Origin of the sequence: Stenotrophomonas maltophilia, assembly GCF_025642255.1 — a bacterium.
Lineage (GTDB): Bacteria > Pseudomonadota > Gammaproteobacteria > Xanthomonadales > Xanthomonadaceae > Stenotrophomonas > Stenotrophomonas maltophilia_P.
Window position 1 is genome coordinate 1,898,336 of sequence record NZ_CP106759.1, and the last position, 16,249, is coordinate 1,914,584.

A 16,249-nucleotide genomic window follows, 5' to 3' on the forward strand; every position below is an offset into this window, starting at 1 on the left:
GGACGCGTTGCAGGGGCCGTGTTCCGGCCTGCACGCGGGTGGTTTCCGGCGGCGCCGTGGGCCGACGGAGTTCACGAAATGGAGCGGGAGGCGCACACTCGCCTTGCTACCGGGCTGCACACAAACGAAAGCCGCCGCCCGTGTGGGGCGGCGGCCCTGGATCACCTGCGCTCGGACTCAGGCGGCCTGCGGCACGCGCAGCGAGCGCACCAGCCCACCGATGTCGACGATCAGTGCAACGCGGCCATCGCCGAGGATGGTGGCGCCGGACACGCCGCCGATACGCCGGTAGTTGTTCTCGATGTTCTTGACCACGACCTGCTGCTGGCCGACCAGTTCGTCCACTTCCAGTGCGATCTTCTGCCCGTCGCCTTCCACCACCACCACCAGCGATTCGCTGCCGGGCATGCGGGCGCCGTACCCGTAGTACTCGCTGAGGGACAGGATCGGCAGGTACTCGCCACGCACGCGCAGCACGCGCCCTTCGCCGGCCATGCTGCGGATGTCCTCCGGCTGCGGCTGCAGGGCTTCCAGCACATAGGCCAGCGGCAGGATCAACGTCTCGCCCGCCACCGCCACGGTCATGCCGTCGAGGATGGCCAGGGTCAGCGGCAGCCGGATCAGGGTACGCGTTCCAGTGCCCAGGCTGCTTTCGATCTGTACTTCACCGCCCAGTGCCTGGATGTTGCGACGGACGACGTCCATGCCCACGCCGCGCCCGGAGAGATCGGTGACGGCGTCGGCGGTGGAGAAGCCCGGCTGGAAGATCAGGTCCCAGACCTGCGAGTCGGTGGGATTGTCGGGCACGCTCAGGCCGCGTTCGGCCGCCTTGGCGAGGATCCTGGCGCGATCCAGGCCGCGTCCGTCGTCGCTGACTTCGATGACGATGTGGCCTCCCTGGTGCGACGCCGCCAGGGTGATGGTGCCGGTCTCGTCCTTGCCTGCGCCCTTGCGCACGTCCGGCATTTCCAGCCCGTGGTCGATGGAGTTGCGGACCAGGTGGACGAGCGGATCGGCGATCTTCTCGATCAGGCCCTTGTCCAGTTCGGTGCCTTCACCGATGGTGCGCAGGCGGACCTGCTTGCCGAGGCGGGTGGAGAGGTCGCGGACCAGGCGCGGGAAGCGGCGGAACACGGCGTCGACCGGCAGCATGCGCACGCCGATGACGGCTTCCTGCAGGTCGCGGGTGTTGCGTTCGAGCTGATCCAGGCCGGCGAACAGGCTCTCGGCAAGCACCGGATCCAGCGCATGCGAGACCTGCTTGAGCATGGCCTGGGTGATGACCAGTTCACCGACCAGATTGATCAGTGCGTCCACCTTGTCGACACTGACGCGGATCGAGGTTTCCGCGTCCTGGCTGGTGCCAGGGGTGCCACTGGCGGCAGGGGCGGCGGCAACGGGGGGTACTGCAGCAACGGGCGTGGAAGGGGCGTTGGCTGTTGTATCGGGGGCGCGGGTGGCCAGGCTCGGCGGCGCGGCCGGACGGATGTCCAGTTCGCAGTCGTCCAGCACCCACGCAAAGGTGTCTTCGATCTTGCTGCGCGGCACCTTGCCGACCAGGCCGAGGTCCCACGCAAGATGGGCTTCGAGAGGGTCAAGCTGGGCAAAGCCGGGCAGGCGTTCGAGCCGCGCAGCGACCTGCAGCGAGCCGAGATGTTCCAGTTCGCGGATGATGCGCAGCGGATCATTGCCACTCATGAACAGTGAGGGCGCGGGGGTGAAGCCGATCTGCCAGGCTTCGGGCGTATCGTCCACCGGTGCTGCGGCGGCAGCCGCGGCCGGGGCGCTGGCTGCCGGCTGGCCGGACAGCACTGCCTCCAGCCGCGCCTTCACCGCGGCGACGGCCGCCGGATCGGCCGCCTGGCCGTGCTCGGCCTCGCGCAGCAGGGCGCGCAGCACATCCACGGACGACAGCATCGCATCGACCGCGTGGCCTTCCAGCGCGCGCTTGCCGGCGCGCAGCTCGTCCAGCAGCGTTTCCAGTACGTGGGTGAGCGCGGCGATGGCATCGAAGCCGAACGTACCGGCACCGCCCTTGATGGAGTGGGCGGCGCGGAACACCGAGTTGATGATCTCCGCGTCCTGCTGCCCCGACTCCAGGGCCAGCAGGCCGGCCTCCATCGCGTCGAGGCCTTCGCGGCTCTCTTCGAAGAAGGTGGCGTGGAAGCGTTGCAGGTCCATGCTCATGCAGTGGTGATCCGGAAGCGAAGAAGGGGAACGGTGCGGGGCGATCAGCCCAGCACTTTCTGCACGGTGGCGACCAGCTGTTCCGGGTTGAACGGCTTGACCAGCCAGCCGGTGGCGCCGGCGGCCTTGCCTTCGGACTTCTTGTCGGCGGCGGACTCGGTGGTCAGCATCAGCAGCGGCGTGAACTTGTAGTCCGGCAGCTGGCGCAGCTCGCGGATCAGCGCAATGCCGTCCATGTTCGGCATGTTGACGTCGGTGACCACCGCGTTGAAGCGCTGTCCCTTCGCGCGGCCGAGCGCGACCGCGCCGTCTTCAGCTTCTTCGACGGCAAAACCGGCCGAGGTGAGGGCGAAGGACACCATCTGGCGCATCGACGCCGAATCGTCCACCACCAAGATACGTGCGCTCATGCAGCGTTCTCCACAGATTTCAGGTTGTCATGGGGTACGTCCAGGCCCAGGGCCTGGGTGACGCCCAGCAGGCGCGCGGCGTCACGGAAGGTTGCAGTGCAACCGTGGAAGCCGGTGTCCAGGCCCGCCTCGCGGCGTGCCTGCACGAATGCACACAGCACCTGCACGGCGGCGGTGTGGACGCGGCCGACCTGGCTTGCATCCAGGGTCAGCTCGCCAACCTGCGCTACCAGCGGGGCGAGGCGGTTCTTGAGCTCGGTGCTGGTCTCGATGCCGAGATCCTCACCCAGTTCGACAGTGCTCATCGTTGCTCCGGACAAACGGTTCCGTCATCCATATCGGCACCCGCCAGGGGTTCTTTAGGGGGGCGGTGAGGCCCTGCGTGCCCGTTCCGACGGGCCCGGGCAACGCGTGGACCCCGCCTCAGTTGAGCAGGCGGGTGGCGTCGAGCAGGATCATCGGCCGTTGGCTGACGCGGGCCACACCACGGAAGAGGTCGTTGGAGATCTGGCAGATGCGGGCGGTATCCGGTGGCTCGATCTGCGAATCAGTGAGATTGGCGACGTCTTCCACGGCCGAGACGCGCAGGCCGATGGTCTCGCCGTCTTCCTCCAGCACCACGATGCGGGTCTGTGCGTCGTCCTCGGCCGCCGCTGCGCCCAGGTGCAGCCCAAGGTCCATCACGGGCACCACCTGGCCGCGCAGGTTCATGATCCCCAGCATCGCCGGCGCAGTGCCGCGCAGCGGCAGCAGGGGTACCGGCAGTACCACTTCCTGCACTTTCAGCAGTTCCAGTGCATAGGCCTGGCTGCCACAGCGCATCCGCAGCCAGCGCGAGGTGCGCTCGTTCGCGCGGCGGTGCTGCGGATGCGGGCTGTTGGCGGGTCGATGGGCCTGCGCCTGCAGTTCCTGCCAGCTGGCAGGGCGGCTGGCGGCGGGTGCTTCGAGGGCGACACGCGGCGGTGCAGCCGCTACCGGCGGCGCAGCGGCGGGTGCCGGGGGCACGATCCGCGCGGGCGCCACCGGATCCACCCCTTCGCCGCTGGCGGCGGCCTCGAAGGCAGCCTGCAGCGCGGGGCTGTCGGTGTGGGCCAGCAACGGGCTTTCCGCGCCGTCGGTCTCGTAGATCACCTCATCGGGCAGATCGTCCCAGGTCGGCTGGCGTTCGGCAGATGCCGGTGCAGAGGACTGGCTGGCGGCCTCGAAGGCGGCCGCCAGAGCGGCGTCATCCACGGGCACCACGTCGCTGCTGCCGGTTTCGTAGATGACCTCTGCCGGCAGGTCGTCCCAGGTCGGCTCGCGTTCGGCGATCGCCGCCGGAAGCGCCGTGTTGCCTGCATCGGGGCTGGCCGCCACCGGGGCGATCGCTTCGCCCAGCAGCTCGTCCAGATAGTCGTCCAGCACGCCGGTGGTGTTCATGCGGCTTGCTCCAGCGCGCGCGCATCCTCGCCAAGGATCCAGTTCAGCGCGCGACGGTAGGCCGCGAGCCCGCGGCCGGGATAGTCCTCGCCGACGCTCGGCAGGGTCAGGCCGGCCGCGTTGCTGACCCGCGTGTCGATCGGAATCGCATCCTCCCAGACGCGTGCGCCGTGACGGTCCTGCATGCTGCGCAGTGATTCGTTGCCGGTGCGGGTGCGGCGGTCGAACAGGGTGGGCAGGATCGAGATCGGCAGCGGGCGCCGGCGCGAGCGCTCGACCATCTCACCGGTGCGCACCATGCCGTCCAGCCCGTGCAGTGCCAGCGGCTCGGCCTGCGTCGGAATGATCAGGCGGTCCGCTGCCGCGAGCGCATTGATCATCAGCAGGCCGAGTGTGGGCGCGCAGTCCAGCAGGATGTAGTCGTGCTGGCCCTGGTGCCGTGCCAGCGCGTTCTGCAGCGCCAGGCCAAGGCCCGGCTGGTTGGCGCTGCGGCGCTCCAGCGTGGCCAGTGCCGGCTGTGCACAGACGTAGTCCAGGCCGCTGACGCTGCTGGTGTGGCAAAGGCTGGACAGCTCGGCCGGAGGTGCGCTGAACAGCTCAAGTACGCCGGTCGGTGGCGGGTCCACCGGCACGCCGAAGGCGCGGCTGAGCGAGGCGTGGGGATCAAGATCGATCAGCAGCACGCGATGGCCCTGCGTGGCCAGGTTGCGGCCGAGGGCCAGGGTGGTCGTCGTCTTGCCGACTCCGCCCTTCTGGTTGGCGACTGCCCAGATGCGCATGGGGTTACTCCTTCATTGCCGGGGGAGCGGCGGCGCCGACACGGCTGCCAGCCGGCACCGGTGGCAACTGCACCGGTGCGATGGGGGACGGGGAGGGCACTGTGGCGGGTGTTGCCGCAGGCCCGGCGGACGGGTCGGCCGCGCCGTTGGCGGCGTTCAGGCGCTGCCCCAGCGGGTCGACCGAGTGCGAGGTGTCGGCCAGGATGATGACCATCACCCTCCGGTTGCGGTTGCGACCCTGCGCACTGTCGTTGTCCTCGCGCGGGCGGAATTGGCCGTAGCCGACCATGGCCAGACGCGAAGGCTGCAGGCCCTGGTCGGCGAACAGGTGGACCACGCTGGCGGCCCGCGCGGCCGACAGTTCCCAGTTGGAGGGGAAGGTGGCGGTGGCGATCGGCACGTTGTCGGTGTGGCCTTCCACCCGCACGCTGTTGGGTACGTCGCGCAGCACACCGGCCAGGCTGGACAGCGTCCCGCGCGCGTGCACGTCCAGCGCCGCCGAGCCGGTCGGGAACAGGATGTCGCTGTTGATCTCCACTTCGATCCACAGCTCGGTGCGGCGCACGCTGATCATGCCGCGCTCGATCAGCGGCGACAGCGCGGCGGTCAACCGGTCGGCGATGCTGCTGAGCTGGCGCTCGGCACGGGCGATCTGCTGCTGGTCGTGCACCGAGACCGGCATGCGCATCTGCGAGGCCATGGCCGGCAGCAGGGTAGGGTCGTGCGAGGGTGCCGGTGCGGACGGGCCGATCTTGGTGCCGGACTTGATCACCGAAGGACTGTCCCAGCCGCCCCCCTGCACCTGCTTGTTGCCGACCTGCACCGGATTGATGGTGCGCGGCGCGCCACCAAAGGCATCGGTGAGCGCATCGGCCATGATCCGGTACTTGCCTTCGTTGATCGAGGAGATCGCATACATCACCACGAAGAAGGCCAGCAGCAGCGTCATCAGATCGGCATAGGGGATCGCCCATGCTTCATGGTTGGCGTGCTCTTCGTGGTGTCTGCGGCGGGCCATGTCAGTGCAGGAAGCCGGACAGGTTGGTTTCGATGTTCCGCGGGTTCTCGCCCTGCGCGATCGAGATCAGGCCTTCGATGACCATCTCGCGGTCGCGGCTGTTGTGGGCGATCACCCCCTTCAGCTTGGCGGCGATCGGCAGGAACAGCAGGTTGGCCGACGCGATGCCGTAGATGGTGGCGGTGAAGGCGGCGGCGATGCCATGCCCCAGCTTGCTGGGGTCGGCCAGGTTCTTCATGACGGCGATCAGGCCCAGCACCGCACCGATGATGCCCAGCGTCGGCGCATAGATGCCCATGCCCTCGAAGACCTTGGCAGCGGCCTGGTCACGGTGTTCCTGGCTGCCCAGCTCGATCTCCAGCATGTGCCGGATCGATTCGGGCTCGACGCCATCGACCAGCAGCTGCAGGCCTTTTCGCAGGAACGGATCCTGCTGCGCTTCCACCTGCGCTTCCAGGCCCAGCAGGCCCTGGCGGCGGGCGATGTTGCTCCACTCGACGATCTGCTGGATCAGCTCGCGACGATCGCTGTGCGGCGGGCGCACGACCCAGCGCACGATCCGGAAGGCATGCCTGAATACGGCGGGTGCGGTGTGCAGCAGGATCGCGGCGATGGTGCCGACGATGACGATCACGAACGCCGCAGGCGACCACAGGGACGCCAGTCCGGCGCCCTTGAGGATGCTGCCGCCGACCAGCGAGGCCAGGGCGAGAAAGAGTCCGATGAGGCTGAGTCTATCCATGGGTCCGGTATCGGCGTGTGTGAATGGGACTTGAGACACCGGTCGATCGCGTACAGACGGTAGTCACAGTTTCTGGTTCGCCGGGCATGGCCCGGCGCTATCGCGCGAGGCCGTTTCCGGTAGCGCCGGGCCATGCCCGGCGAGCGTCATCGCAGGCCATCCACGTCGAGGATGAGGGCCATCCGGCCATCACCGATCAGCGTCGCACCGGCGTAGCCGCGCAGGCCGCGCAGGGCCTTCGGCAATGGCTTGATGACCACTTCCTCGCGCCCACGGACCTGGTCCACGACCAGGCCGAAGCGCGCCTCGCCGGCCTGCAGCACCACGATGGTGAGCAGCGCCGAGGCGGCGGGCGTCACATCCAGCCACTGGCGCAGATCGACCAGCGGCAGGGTGTGCGAGCGACGATCCAGCACCGCCCGGCCATCGAACCAGCCCAGCGAGGTGCGCGGTGCATGCAGCACTTCCATCACGCGCGCCAGCGGCAGCGCATAGACGTCCTCGCCGGCCTGCACCAGCAGGGTTGGCAGGATCGCCAGGGTCAGCGGCACGCGGATCAGGAAGCGGCTGCCCCGGCCCAGTTCCGACTGGATCTGGATCTGCCCACTGAGCTCGCGGATGCGCGACTGCACCACATCCATGCCGACGCCGCGGCCGGAGATGTCGGTCACCTGCTGCTTGGTGGAGAAGCCGGGCAGGAACACCAGGTGCAGACATTCCTCGCTGCTCAGCCGGGCCGCCGCCTCCGGGTCGATCAAGCCCTTTTCGCGTGCTTTCGCGCGCAGTTTTTCCGGATCGATGCCGGCGCCATCGTCCTGCACCTCGATGCTGACGTAGTCGCCTTCCTGCTGGGCCGACAGACGCACGTGGCCCATGCGTGGCTTGCCCTGTGCTTCGCGCAGATCGGGCATCTCCACACCATGGTCGATGGCGTTGCGGACCAGGTGCACCAGCGGGTCGGCCAGGGCCTCGACCAGGTTGCGGTCAAGCTCGGTTTCGGCGCCGACCAGCTCCAGGTCCACTTCCTTCTTCAGCGAGCGGGCAACATCGCGGGCGACCTTGGGGAAGCGCGAGAACACCTTGCCGACCGGTTGCATGCGCGTGCGCATCACTGCCGACTGCAGGCGCGCGGTGGCGATGTCCAGGGTCGACACGGCGCGGTCCAGTTCCTCGTCGCGCAGGCGCGCACGCAGGGTCTTGAGCCGGTTGCGCGACAGCACCAGCTCGCCGATCAGGTTGACGATGGCATCCAGCCGCTTGGTATCCACGCGCACGGTGTGCTCGGCCTCGGCCACCGGTTTGTTGGCGGGGGGCTTGGCCGCGGCGGCCGCCGGGCGCGGTGCGGGCAGTGCAGGCGCCGCCGCCGGGGCAGCCACGGGTTTCGCGCCGGGGGCGGCGCCGCCGTGCAGCTGGTCCAGCAGGGCTTCGAACTCATCCTCGCTGATCAGGCCATCGTCGGCCTTGGCCGGCGTCGCCACTGCGGTGGGGGCGTTGCTGCCGTGCAGCTGATCGAGCAGGGCCTCGAACTCGTCGTCGGTGATCAGGTCACCGGCAGCGGGCGCGGCCGCTGCGGGAGCGGCGGCGGCCGGCGCAGCAGCGCCGTGCACGTCGAACTGGGCGATCAGGTCCGGCGGGGCATAGCCGGGTTCGTTGCCGGAAGACACGGCATCCAGCATCGATTGCAGGTAGTCCAGGGATTGCTGTGCGGCATCGAAGTGATGCGGCTGCAGCACCGCCTGGCCAGCGCGGGCGGCGCCCAGTGCCTCTTCGGCGGCATGGCACAGCTCGACCATGGCGGTGATGCCGAGGAAGCCGGCGCCGCCCTTGAGCGTGTGATAGCCACGGAACACGGCGTTGAGCTGGTCGGCGTCCTGCGGCGCCTGTTCCAGCGACACCAGCTGTTCGCCGAGGCGATCCAGGATTTCCTGTGCCTCGATGATGAAATCGGCGGTGATGTCGTCGGATACCGCGCTCATGCTTACAGTCCCAGGTCCGACAACAGGTCGTCGGCGTCGTTCTGAGAGACCGCGTGGCGGTCCAGTCCCTTCAGTGCCGGTCCGGCCAGCGCCGGATCGGTGCGATGCTGCTCCGGTGGCAGGCCCAGCGCGCCAAAGCCTTCGTGCACGCGGCGGACGATGCCGACCACGCGACGGATGATCTGTCCGGTCAGGTCCTGATAGCTCTGGGTCAGGGCAATCTCGGTCAGGTTGTGGCGGATGCGTTCCAGCTGCACATCCTGCCCCGGCTGCAGGCCTTCGGCGCGCAGCTGTTCGGTGAGGCTGCGGCACTCTTCGGCCAGGTCCAGGGTGCGGTGCGTGGCCTGTTCGGTCATCGCCACCACATGGTCCAGGCGCGCGCAGGCGTCGTCCAGCTCGCCCGCCTCGCTGGGGACGGTCGGCAGTTCGCCCAGGGCCTGGCCCAGTTCGCGGGCCAGCCGTGACAGGCCGCTCATCATCGGCTGCGTGCGTGCGGCCACCAGGGCGTCGATGCGCTGGCGCCAGGCGCTCTCGTCGCCGGATTCGAGCGCGTCGAGGGCTTCCTGCAGGCGCAGGACGAGGGCGTTCTTGTCGACCGTGGCGTCCATCAGGCGCTGGCCGCCAGGCGTTCGAAGATCTTGCCCAGTTTCTCTTCCAGCGTCTGCGCGGTGAACGGCTTGATGATGTAGCCGTTCACGCCGCTCTGCGCCGCTTCGATGATCTGCTCGCGCTTGGCCTCGGCGGTGACCATCAGGACCGGCAGGGTCCTGAGCTTGGCATCGGCGCGGATCGCCTTGAGCAGTTCGATGCCGGTCATCACCGGCATGTTCCAGTCGGTGACCACGAAGTCGAACGGCTGGCTCTGCAGCATCGACAGCGCAGCATGCCCGTCCTCGGCTTCGGCGGTGTTGGTGAAGCCCAGATCGCCCAGCAGATTCTTGACGATGCGACGCATGGTCGAGAAGTCGTCGACGATCAGGATGCGCATGTTCTTGTTCAAAGCGGAGTTCCTTTGTTGTTCAGTCGCCCGCGGTGGCCGTGGCCGCCGCAGGCATGTTCATTCTTCAAGCCCGGCATCCGCAGCCTCGAAGATCTTCAGCCGGCCGCGCAGGCGCAGCACGGCCTGGCCGTGGATCTGGCAGACGCGCGATTCGCTCACGCCGAGCACCGCGCCGATCTCCTTCAGGTTCAGCTCCTGCTCGTAGTACAGCGAGAGCACCAGCTGTTCGCGTTCGGGCAGATGGCCGATGGCCTTGCCCAGTTCGCGGCCGAATTCGCCACGTTCCAGGACCTGCTGCGGTGTCGGTCCGCCCTGGGCGACGGTGTCCAGTTCGCCCTGGTCTTCGATGCGCGATTCCAGGCTCAGCACCTGGCCGCGCGAGGCGTCCTCCATCAGCCGCAGGTACTCGGGCAGTGGCATGTCCATGGCCGCCGCCACCTCGGTGGCACTGGCTGCACGGCCCGTGGTCTGCTCCAGGCGGCGGATGGTGGCGGCCGCATCGCGGGCGCGCCGATGCACCGAGCGCGGTACCCAGTCGCCGCGGCGGATCTCGTCGATCATCGAGCCGCGGATGCGGATCGAGGCATAGGTCTCGAACGAGGCACCCTGGTCGGCGTCGTAGCTGCGCGAGGCTTCGATCAGGCCCATCATGCCGGCCTGGATCAGGTCGTCCACTTCGACGCTGGCCGGCAGGCGTGCGGCCAGGTGATGGGCGATGCGCCGCACCAGGTCCGAGTGCTGGGCGATGACCTCGGTCGCCGCCGAGCGCTGGACTTCCCTGTACTGGGCCGCGCCTTTCATGCTGCCACCCCGCGTTGCTTGAGGATGCGCTCGAGGAAGAATTCAACGCCACCGCGTGGCTCGGTGGGGGCCTGCCAGCGGGCGGTGCGACGGGCGATCTCGGTGATCGCCAGCGCCGCCGGGCTGGATGGATAGGCCTTCACCACCGGCTGCTGGCGCTGCACCGACAGGCGCAGCCAGTCATCCTGCGGCACGCAGCCCAGGTAGTTCAGCGAGACATCGGCAAGGAACTTCTCGCAGACCCGGGTCAGCTTTTCATACAGCACGCGGCCCTCGTTGGGGTCGCGCACCATGTTGGCCACCACCTGGATGCGGTCCACGCCGCGCTCGCGCGACAGCACCTTGATCAGTGCGTAGGCGTCTGTGATCGAGGCCGGTTCGTCGCAGACCACGACAACCGTGTCCTGTGCGGCCTGGCAGAAGGTCAGCACGCCGTCGGTGATGCCGGCGGCGGTGTCCACCACCATGATGTCCAGCTCGCGTTCCAGTTCGGAGAACACGTTCACCAGGCCGATGTGCTCGGCCGGGGCCAGCTCGGCCATGTGCCGCCGACCGGACGCGGCCGGCACCACCAGCACGCCGTTCGGACCTTCGACGATCACGTCTTCCAGCGAGCAGCGGCCGGCGACCAGATCCGCCAGGGTGTGGGTGGGATTCAGGCCCAGGATCACGTCGATGTTGGCCAGGCCCAGGTCGGCGTCGAGCAGCAGCGTGCGCTTGCCCATGCCGGCCAGCGCCACGGCCAGGTTGGCCGAGACGTTGGTCTTGCCGACGCCGCCCTTGCCACCGGTCACGGCGATGGTGCGCACAGGGCCGAGCGGCTCGCTGCGGGTGGCCGACAGCGGGAAGGTCTTGGTCAGCTTGGCGTACTCACGCGACGGCATGGTTCAACTCCGGGTTGCAGGGCATATCGGCCGCTCGGCGCAAATCTTCAAGGCGAAGTACGAGATTGGCCGCGCTGGCCCGGTGCAGGTCGTCCGGAACGTCCTGGCCATCGGTCACCCAGGTGATCGGCAGCGCGTGGTCTACCGCCACTGACAGGGCGTTGCCGAAGCGGCCGGTCTCATCCAGCTTGCTCAGCACCAGGCCCTGCAGGTTGGCCGCGCCGAAGCGGCGCACCACCTCGTCCATGTCGCCAAAGCTGGTATTGGCCGGCAGCACCAGCAGAGTGCGGACCTGGCGGGCGGCACGCAGCCACTGCAGCTGCGCGGCCAGGGCGCGGTCACGCGGGCCCAGGCCGGCGGTATCGATCAGCACCAGCTTGTAGTCCTTCAGCCGCTCCAGCAGCTGGTCCAGGTCGGTGCCGCTGTTGGCTTCATGCACCGCGATGCCGAGCTGGCGGCCATAGCCGTACAGCTGCTCGCGGGCACCGATGCGCAGCGTGTCGGTGGTGACCAGGGCCACATCGCGCGGCGCGTGCTTCTCGGCGAAGCGCGAGGCGAGCTTGGCGATGGTGGTGGTCTTGCCGGCCCCGGTCGGACCGACCAGAGCGATCACGCCGCCTTCTTCCAGCGGATCGACCGGCGCGATCGGCAGCCTGCGCGAGATCAGGCCCAGCATCAGCCCGCGGCCCCGGTGGGCTTCGGTTTCCAGCGGTATCTGCATGGCCACATCGCGGGCCAGCCCGGCATCGAATCCGTACTCGTCCATCAGGTCCAGGGCGGTCGCCCGCACCGGGCAGCCGCGCAGGCGCTCGTCGGTGAAGCGGTTCATCTCGCGCTCGATGACCTGGCGCATGCCGGCCACTTCGTGGCGCAGCTGGCGGATCTCGGCATCGTCCTGTGCAACCACCGTCAGTACCGGCGCCGGGGCAAGGAGCGGCGCCGGGGCCGGCGCGGTCTCCGCTTCAGCGGCAGCGGCAGGGGCTGGCGTGGTCTCGGCAACGTCCTGCGCGTACGGCGGCTCGGGGTGCACGGACTCGGCCTGCGCCGTGGCCGCAGCGGTGATCGGCAGCGGCGGCGGCAGCACTGCCGGCGCGGGGGATTCGTGATGCTCGTCCTGCGGCGGGTCGATCAGGAAACGGGCGCGGTTGGCGGGCGCCGGTGCGGGAGCCACGACGGCGCTCGCGAACGGCGCGAAGATCTGCTCCGGCAGTGCCGGATCGTTGACGGTGGCACGCGCCAGGGTGGCAGCGAAGCCGGAACTGCCGCGGGTGGGCACGATCTCGTCCGCACTGTCCAGGGTGCGGCCGGTGGCACCGACGGCCGCGCGGGCGAGGGCGGCCACGGCCGATGTGGTGGCGGTCACCGGCTGCTGGGCCGGTGTCGCGGAGCGGCGACGGGTGACCGCGGCGATCACTGCATCCGCGGCGGTGCGCGGTTTCGGCGGCGGCGGAGCCACGTCGCGCCGCGAGGCTTCCAGCGCGCGTTGCACCGCGCTCTCGTCATAGTTGGCTGCGGCGACGATCTCGACGCCTTCCTCGATCCGGCGGTTGGACAGGATCACAGCATCGGGACCATGTTCCTTGCGCACCAGGTTCATGGCCGAGCGCATGTCGGCGGCGACGAATCGTTTGATTTTCATGCTGTGGTCACGGGACGGGGACGGCGGGGTGGGGGTGGGAGAACGCGGGTGGTCGGTGGTCTGCACGGAACGGGTTCCCCTTGGCATCTGTCTGTTGCGGTGGTTCGAAGGTGGTGTCTGTTTTCTGACGCATCGGTGGGCGGCGTCAGCTGATCGTTCCGACCAGCTTCAGGCGCTTGTCCTCCGGCACTTCGCTGTACGCCAGTACCGACAGCGACGGAACGCTGTGACGGACCAGGCGTGCCAACGCGGCACGTACCGGGCCGGGAACCAGCACGACCGCGGGCTCGTTGCGGGCTTCCTGCTTGCTGACACATTCGGCCAGACTCTGATGCAGTCGCTCGGCAAGCCCGGGTTCCAGCGCGGCGCCGTTGCCCTGCGTGGACTCCTGCAAGACGCGTTCCAATTGCGGGTTGAGGGTGAACACCGGCAGCTCCGCCGACATTCCGGCGATCTCCTGCACGATGAAGCGGCCGAGCGCGGTGCGCACTGCGGCGGTGAGCGTGGCTGGGTCCTGGCTGGACGGCGCGTGCTCCACCAGTGCTTCGGCGATCTTGCGCAGCTGGCGGATCGGAATGCGTTCCACCAGCAGGTTCTGCAGCACCCGCACCACGGCCGACAACGGCAGCGCCTTGGGCGTCAGATCTTCGACGAGCTTGGGTGCGCTCTTGGCGAGGTTGGCCAGCAGGTGCTGCACCTCTTCGTGGCCCAGCAGCTCCGGCGCATGCTCGCGGATCAGGTGGGAAAGATGGGTGGCGACCACGGTGGCCGGGTCGACCACGGTGTAGCCCATGGTTTCGGCCTGGGCGCGCTGGTGCGGCTGGATCCAGGTAGCGTCCAGGCCGAAGGCGGGATCCTTGCCGGCGATGCCGTCCAGCGGGCCGAGCGCACTGCCGGGGTCCAGCGCCAGTTCGCGGTCGGGATGGATCTCGGCGGTTGCCACCGGCACGCCATGTACCAGCACGCGGTAGCCGTTGGCAGGAAGTTCCAGGTTGTCGCGGATGTGCACGGATGGAATCAGGAATCCCACGTCCTGGGTCAGCTTGCGCCGCACACCCTTGATGCGTGCCATGAGTTCGCCGCCCTGATTGCTGTCCACCAGCGGAATCAGCCGATAACCGACCTCCAGCCCCAGCGGGTCGACCGGGCGCAGTTCGTCCCAGCTCAGTTCCGCGGTGGGGGCCGGCGCCGCCGGTCGGCCCAGCGCACTGACCGCGCCGGGGTCGCTGCCGGCAGCGTCGCTCGGGGCCGGGGCCTGTCCCTTCCGGTACAGCTTCCAGGCGATGAAGCCGAGAATGGAGGCAAGCGTCAGGAAAGCGACGTTGGGCATGCCGGGCACCAGGCCGACCAGGCCGATGATGCCGGCCGTGATGGCCAGGGCACGGTACTGGCCGAACACCTGGCCGGTCATCGCCTGTGCCATGTCCTGCGAGCGCGAGGCACGGGTGACCAGCATCGCCACTGCGCTGGAAACCAGCAGGGCCGGCAGCTGCGCCACCAGACCGTCACCGATGGACAGCAGGGTGTAGGTCGCAGCGGCATCGCCGAACGGCATGCCATGCTGCAGCACGCCCACGGCGAGGCCACCGAGCATGTTGATGAACAGGATCAGGATGCCGGCAATCGCATCACCCCGGATGAACTTGCTGGCGCCGTCCATCGCTCCATAGAAGTCGGCTTCCTCGCGGACCTCCTCGCGGCGCAGCTTGGCTTCTTCGCGCGTCAGCAGGCCGGCGTTGAGATCGGCATCGATGGCCATCTGCTTGCCGGGCATGGCGTCGAGGATGAAGCGCGCGGTCACTTCCGAGACACGGCCGGCGCCCTTGGTGATGACCACGAAGTTGATGATGGTCAGGATGGCGAACACCACGATGCCGACCGCATAGTTGCCGCCGATCACGAATTCACCGAACGCCGCGATGACCTTGCCAGCCGCGTCGTGGCCGTTCTGGCCATTGAGCAGGATGACGCGGGTGGAGGCCACGTTCAGTGCCAGCCGCAGCATGGTGGTGACCAGCAGCACGATCGGGAAGATGGTGAAATCCAGCGGGCGCTTCACGTACACCACCGCCAGCAGCACCATTAGCGAGATGGCGATGTTGAAGGTGAACAGCGCATCGAGCACGGGCGCCGCCAGCGGCACCACCACCATCGCCAGCAGCGCCAGCACGATCAGCGGTGCGCCGAGGCCTTGGCGGATCATCTCCAGCAGCCGGCGGGTGTTGAATCCGGACGAGGCCTGCGCGCTCATGCCCGGCCTCCCTTGCCGAATTCATCCACCTCGATGTGCGGGGCGCCCGGCATCGGGCCGGTGCGCCAGGCGCGCAGCTGGTAGACGTAGGACAGGACCTGGGCCACGGCCGAATACAGTCTCACGGGGATTTCCTTTCCGAGTTGGCCTTCCCGATACAAGGCGCGTGCCAAAGGCGGGGCGGAGACGATGGCGACCTTGTTGCCATCGGCGACTTCACGGATGCGCAGGGCGGTCTCGTCCACGCCCAGCGCGACCACGGTGGGCGCGTTCATGGCGCCGCCCTCGTACTTCAGAGCCACGGCGTAGTGGGTCGGGTTGACCACCACCACGTCCGCGGTGGGCACCGCTTCCATCATCCGGCGGTTGGCCATCTGCTGCTGCAGCTGGCGGATGCGGCCCTTCACCTCCGGGCTGCCTTCGCTTTCCTTCATTTCCCGCCGCAGTTCCTCGCGGGTCATCTTCAGCTTGCGCATCCAGTTCCAGCGCTGGTACGGCGCGTCGATCGCCGCCAGCACCAGCATTGCCCCGGCGGTGGCCAGCAGCAGTCGCAGGGTGAAGCCCAGGCCATCGGTGATGGCGGTTTCCAGTGGGTGGTGGATCAACCCGCGCAGGGTGTCGAAGCCGCTCCACACCACCAGTCCGGCGGCGACGCCCACGAACGCCACGCGCAGCAGTGACTTGGTGAATTCAGCGATGGCTTCCGGCCCGTACAGACGTTTGAGGCCGGTCAGCGGGTTCAGCCGATTGATGTCGGGCATCATCGCTTTGGCCGACCAGCGCAATCCGCCCATCACCAGCGGGGCGACGAAGCTGGCCAGCAGGCAGACCAGCACCAGCGGGGTGATCACCAGCATGAACTGCAGCAGCAGGTCGCCAAAGTGGCCGAACAGTTCCTTCGGGTTCTGCCGCAGCCCCTGCTCGGGACTCAACGCCTGTTTCATCCATTGCGTGGCACCACGGCCGATCGAGCCGCCCATGGCCATCACCGCCAGCACGCCGCCACCGAACACCGCGGCGGTCCCCAGTTCGCGGGAACGCGGCAGGTTGCCCTGTTCCCGGGCCTCACGCAGGCGTTTTTCGGTGGGTTGTTCGGTCTTTTCGCCGGCGGATTCGTTCTCGGACATCACGGGCACTGCGGCA

Annotated in this window: 15 protein-coding genes; all 15 read right to left on the minus strand. The window is 68.5% G+C overall.

Annotation, left to right across the window (positions count from 1 at the left end):
• Positions 1-177 precede the first annotated feature (177 nt).
• On the minus strand, positions 178-2,187 hold the full coding sequence (locus tag N8888_RS08765) for a chemotaxis protein CheA (protein WP_053520424.1): 2,010 nt from the start codon (positions 2,185-2,187) through the stop codon (positions 178-180).
• A 44-nt stretch (positions 2,188-2,231) separates the two neighbouring features.
• Positions 2,232-2,597: a response regulator gene (locus N8888_RS08770; RefSeq protein WP_005409521.1), complete on the minus strand. Its 366-nt coding sequence runs from the start codon at positions 2,595-2,597 to the stop codon at positions 2,232-2,234.
• The gene (locus N8888_RS08775; protein ID WP_053520056.1) at positions 2,594-2,902 is read right to left on the minus strand and encodes an STAS domain-containing protein; all 309 of its coding nucleotides are present in this window, start codon (positions 2,900-2,902) and stop codon (positions 2,594-2,596) included. The genes N8888_RS08770 and N8888_RS08775 overlap by 4 nt, the downstream gene beginning before the upstream one ends.
• A gap of 118 nt (positions 2,903-3,020) precedes the next feature.
• Positions 3,021-4,016 carry a chemotaxis protein CheW gene (locus tag N8888_RS08780; RefSeq protein ID WP_065176152.1) on the minus strand — a complete coding sequence of 332 codons (996 nt, stop codon included), beginning with the start codon at positions 4,014-4,016 and terminating at the stop codon, positions 3,021-3,023.
• Positions 4,013-4,795 carry a ParA family protein gene (locus tag N8888_RS08785; RefSeq protein WP_111186097.1) on the minus strand — a complete coding sequence of 261 codons (783 nt, stop codon included), beginning with the start codon at positions 4,793-4,795 and terminating at the stop codon, positions 4,013-4,015. The genes N8888_RS08780 and N8888_RS08785 overlap by 4 nt, the downstream gene beginning before the upstream one ends.
• A gap of 4 nt (positions 4,796-4,799) precedes the next feature.
• Positions 4,800-5,813, minus strand: coding sequence for a flagellar motor protein MotD (gene motD / locus N8888_RS08790; protein ID WP_053520059.1), 1,014 nt, complete (start codon positions 5,811-5,813; stop codon positions 4,800-4,802).
• 1 nt (position 5,814) lies between these two features.
• The gene (locus N8888_RS08795; protein ID WP_053520060.1) at positions 5,815-6,555 is read right to left on the minus strand and encodes a flagellar motor protein; all 741 of its coding nucleotides are present in this window, start codon (positions 6,553-6,555) and stop codon (positions 5,815-5,817) included.
• A gap of 146 nt (positions 6,556-6,701) precedes the next feature.
• On the minus strand, positions 6,702-8,531 hold the full coding sequence (locus N8888_RS08800; protein ID WP_111186096.1) for a chemotaxis protein CheA: 1,830 nt from the start codon (positions 8,529-8,531) through the stop codon (positions 6,702-6,704).
• 2 nt (positions 8,532-8,533) lie between these two features.
• Positions 8,534-9,139 (minus strand): protein phosphatase CheZ, encoded by a 606-nt coding sequence (locus tag N8888_RS08805; RefSeq protein WP_263178165.1) that lies wholly within the window; start codon positions 9,137-9,139, stop codon positions 8,534-8,536.
• A complete protein-coding gene (gene cheY / locus N8888_RS08810; protein WP_263178166.1) occupies positions 9,139-9,531 on the minus strand; it encodes a chemotaxis response regulator CheY in 393 nt (130 codons plus the stop codon). The genes N8888_RS08805 and cheY overlap by 1 nt, the downstream gene beginning before the upstream one ends.
• Before the next feature lie 57 nt (positions 9,532-9,588).
• Positions 9,589-10,332, minus strand: coding sequence for an RNA polymerase sigma factor FliA (locus tag N8888_RS08815; protein ID WP_053520064.1), 744 nt, complete (start codon positions 10,330-10,332; stop codon positions 9,589-9,591).
• Complete coding sequence (locus N8888_RS08820; protein ID WP_053520065.1) at positions 10,329-11,216, minus strand: MinD/ParA family ATP-binding protein; 888 nt, start codon at positions 11,214-11,216, stop codon at positions 10,329-10,331. Before N8888_RS08820 ends, N8888_RS08815 begins: the two co-directional genes overlap by 4 nt.
• The gene (flhF, locus tag N8888_RS08825; protein WP_065183039.1) at positions 11,203-12,855 is read right to left on the minus strand and encodes a flagellar biosynthesis GTPase FlhF; all 1,653 of its coding nucleotides are present in this window, start codon (positions 12,853-12,855) and stop codon (positions 11,203-11,205) included. The genes N8888_RS08820 and flhF overlap by 14 nt, the downstream gene beginning before the upstream one ends.
• Before the next feature lie 145 nt (positions 12,856-13,000).
• On the minus strand, positions 13,001-15,106 hold the full coding sequence (gene flhA / locus N8888_RS08830; RefSeq protein WP_065176156.1) for a flagellar biosynthesis protein FlhA: 2,106 nt from the start codon (positions 15,104-15,106) through the stop codon (positions 13,001-13,003).
• Positions 15,103-16,233, minus strand: a complete 1,131-nt coding sequence (gene flhB, locus N8888_RS08835) for a flagellar biosynthesis protein FlhB (RefSeq protein ID WP_053520068.1) — start codon at positions 16,231-16,233, stop codon at positions 15,103-15,105. Before flhB ends, flhA begins: the two co-directional genes overlap by 4 nt.
• Between the last annotated feature and the right edge of the window lie 16 nt (positions 16,234-16,249).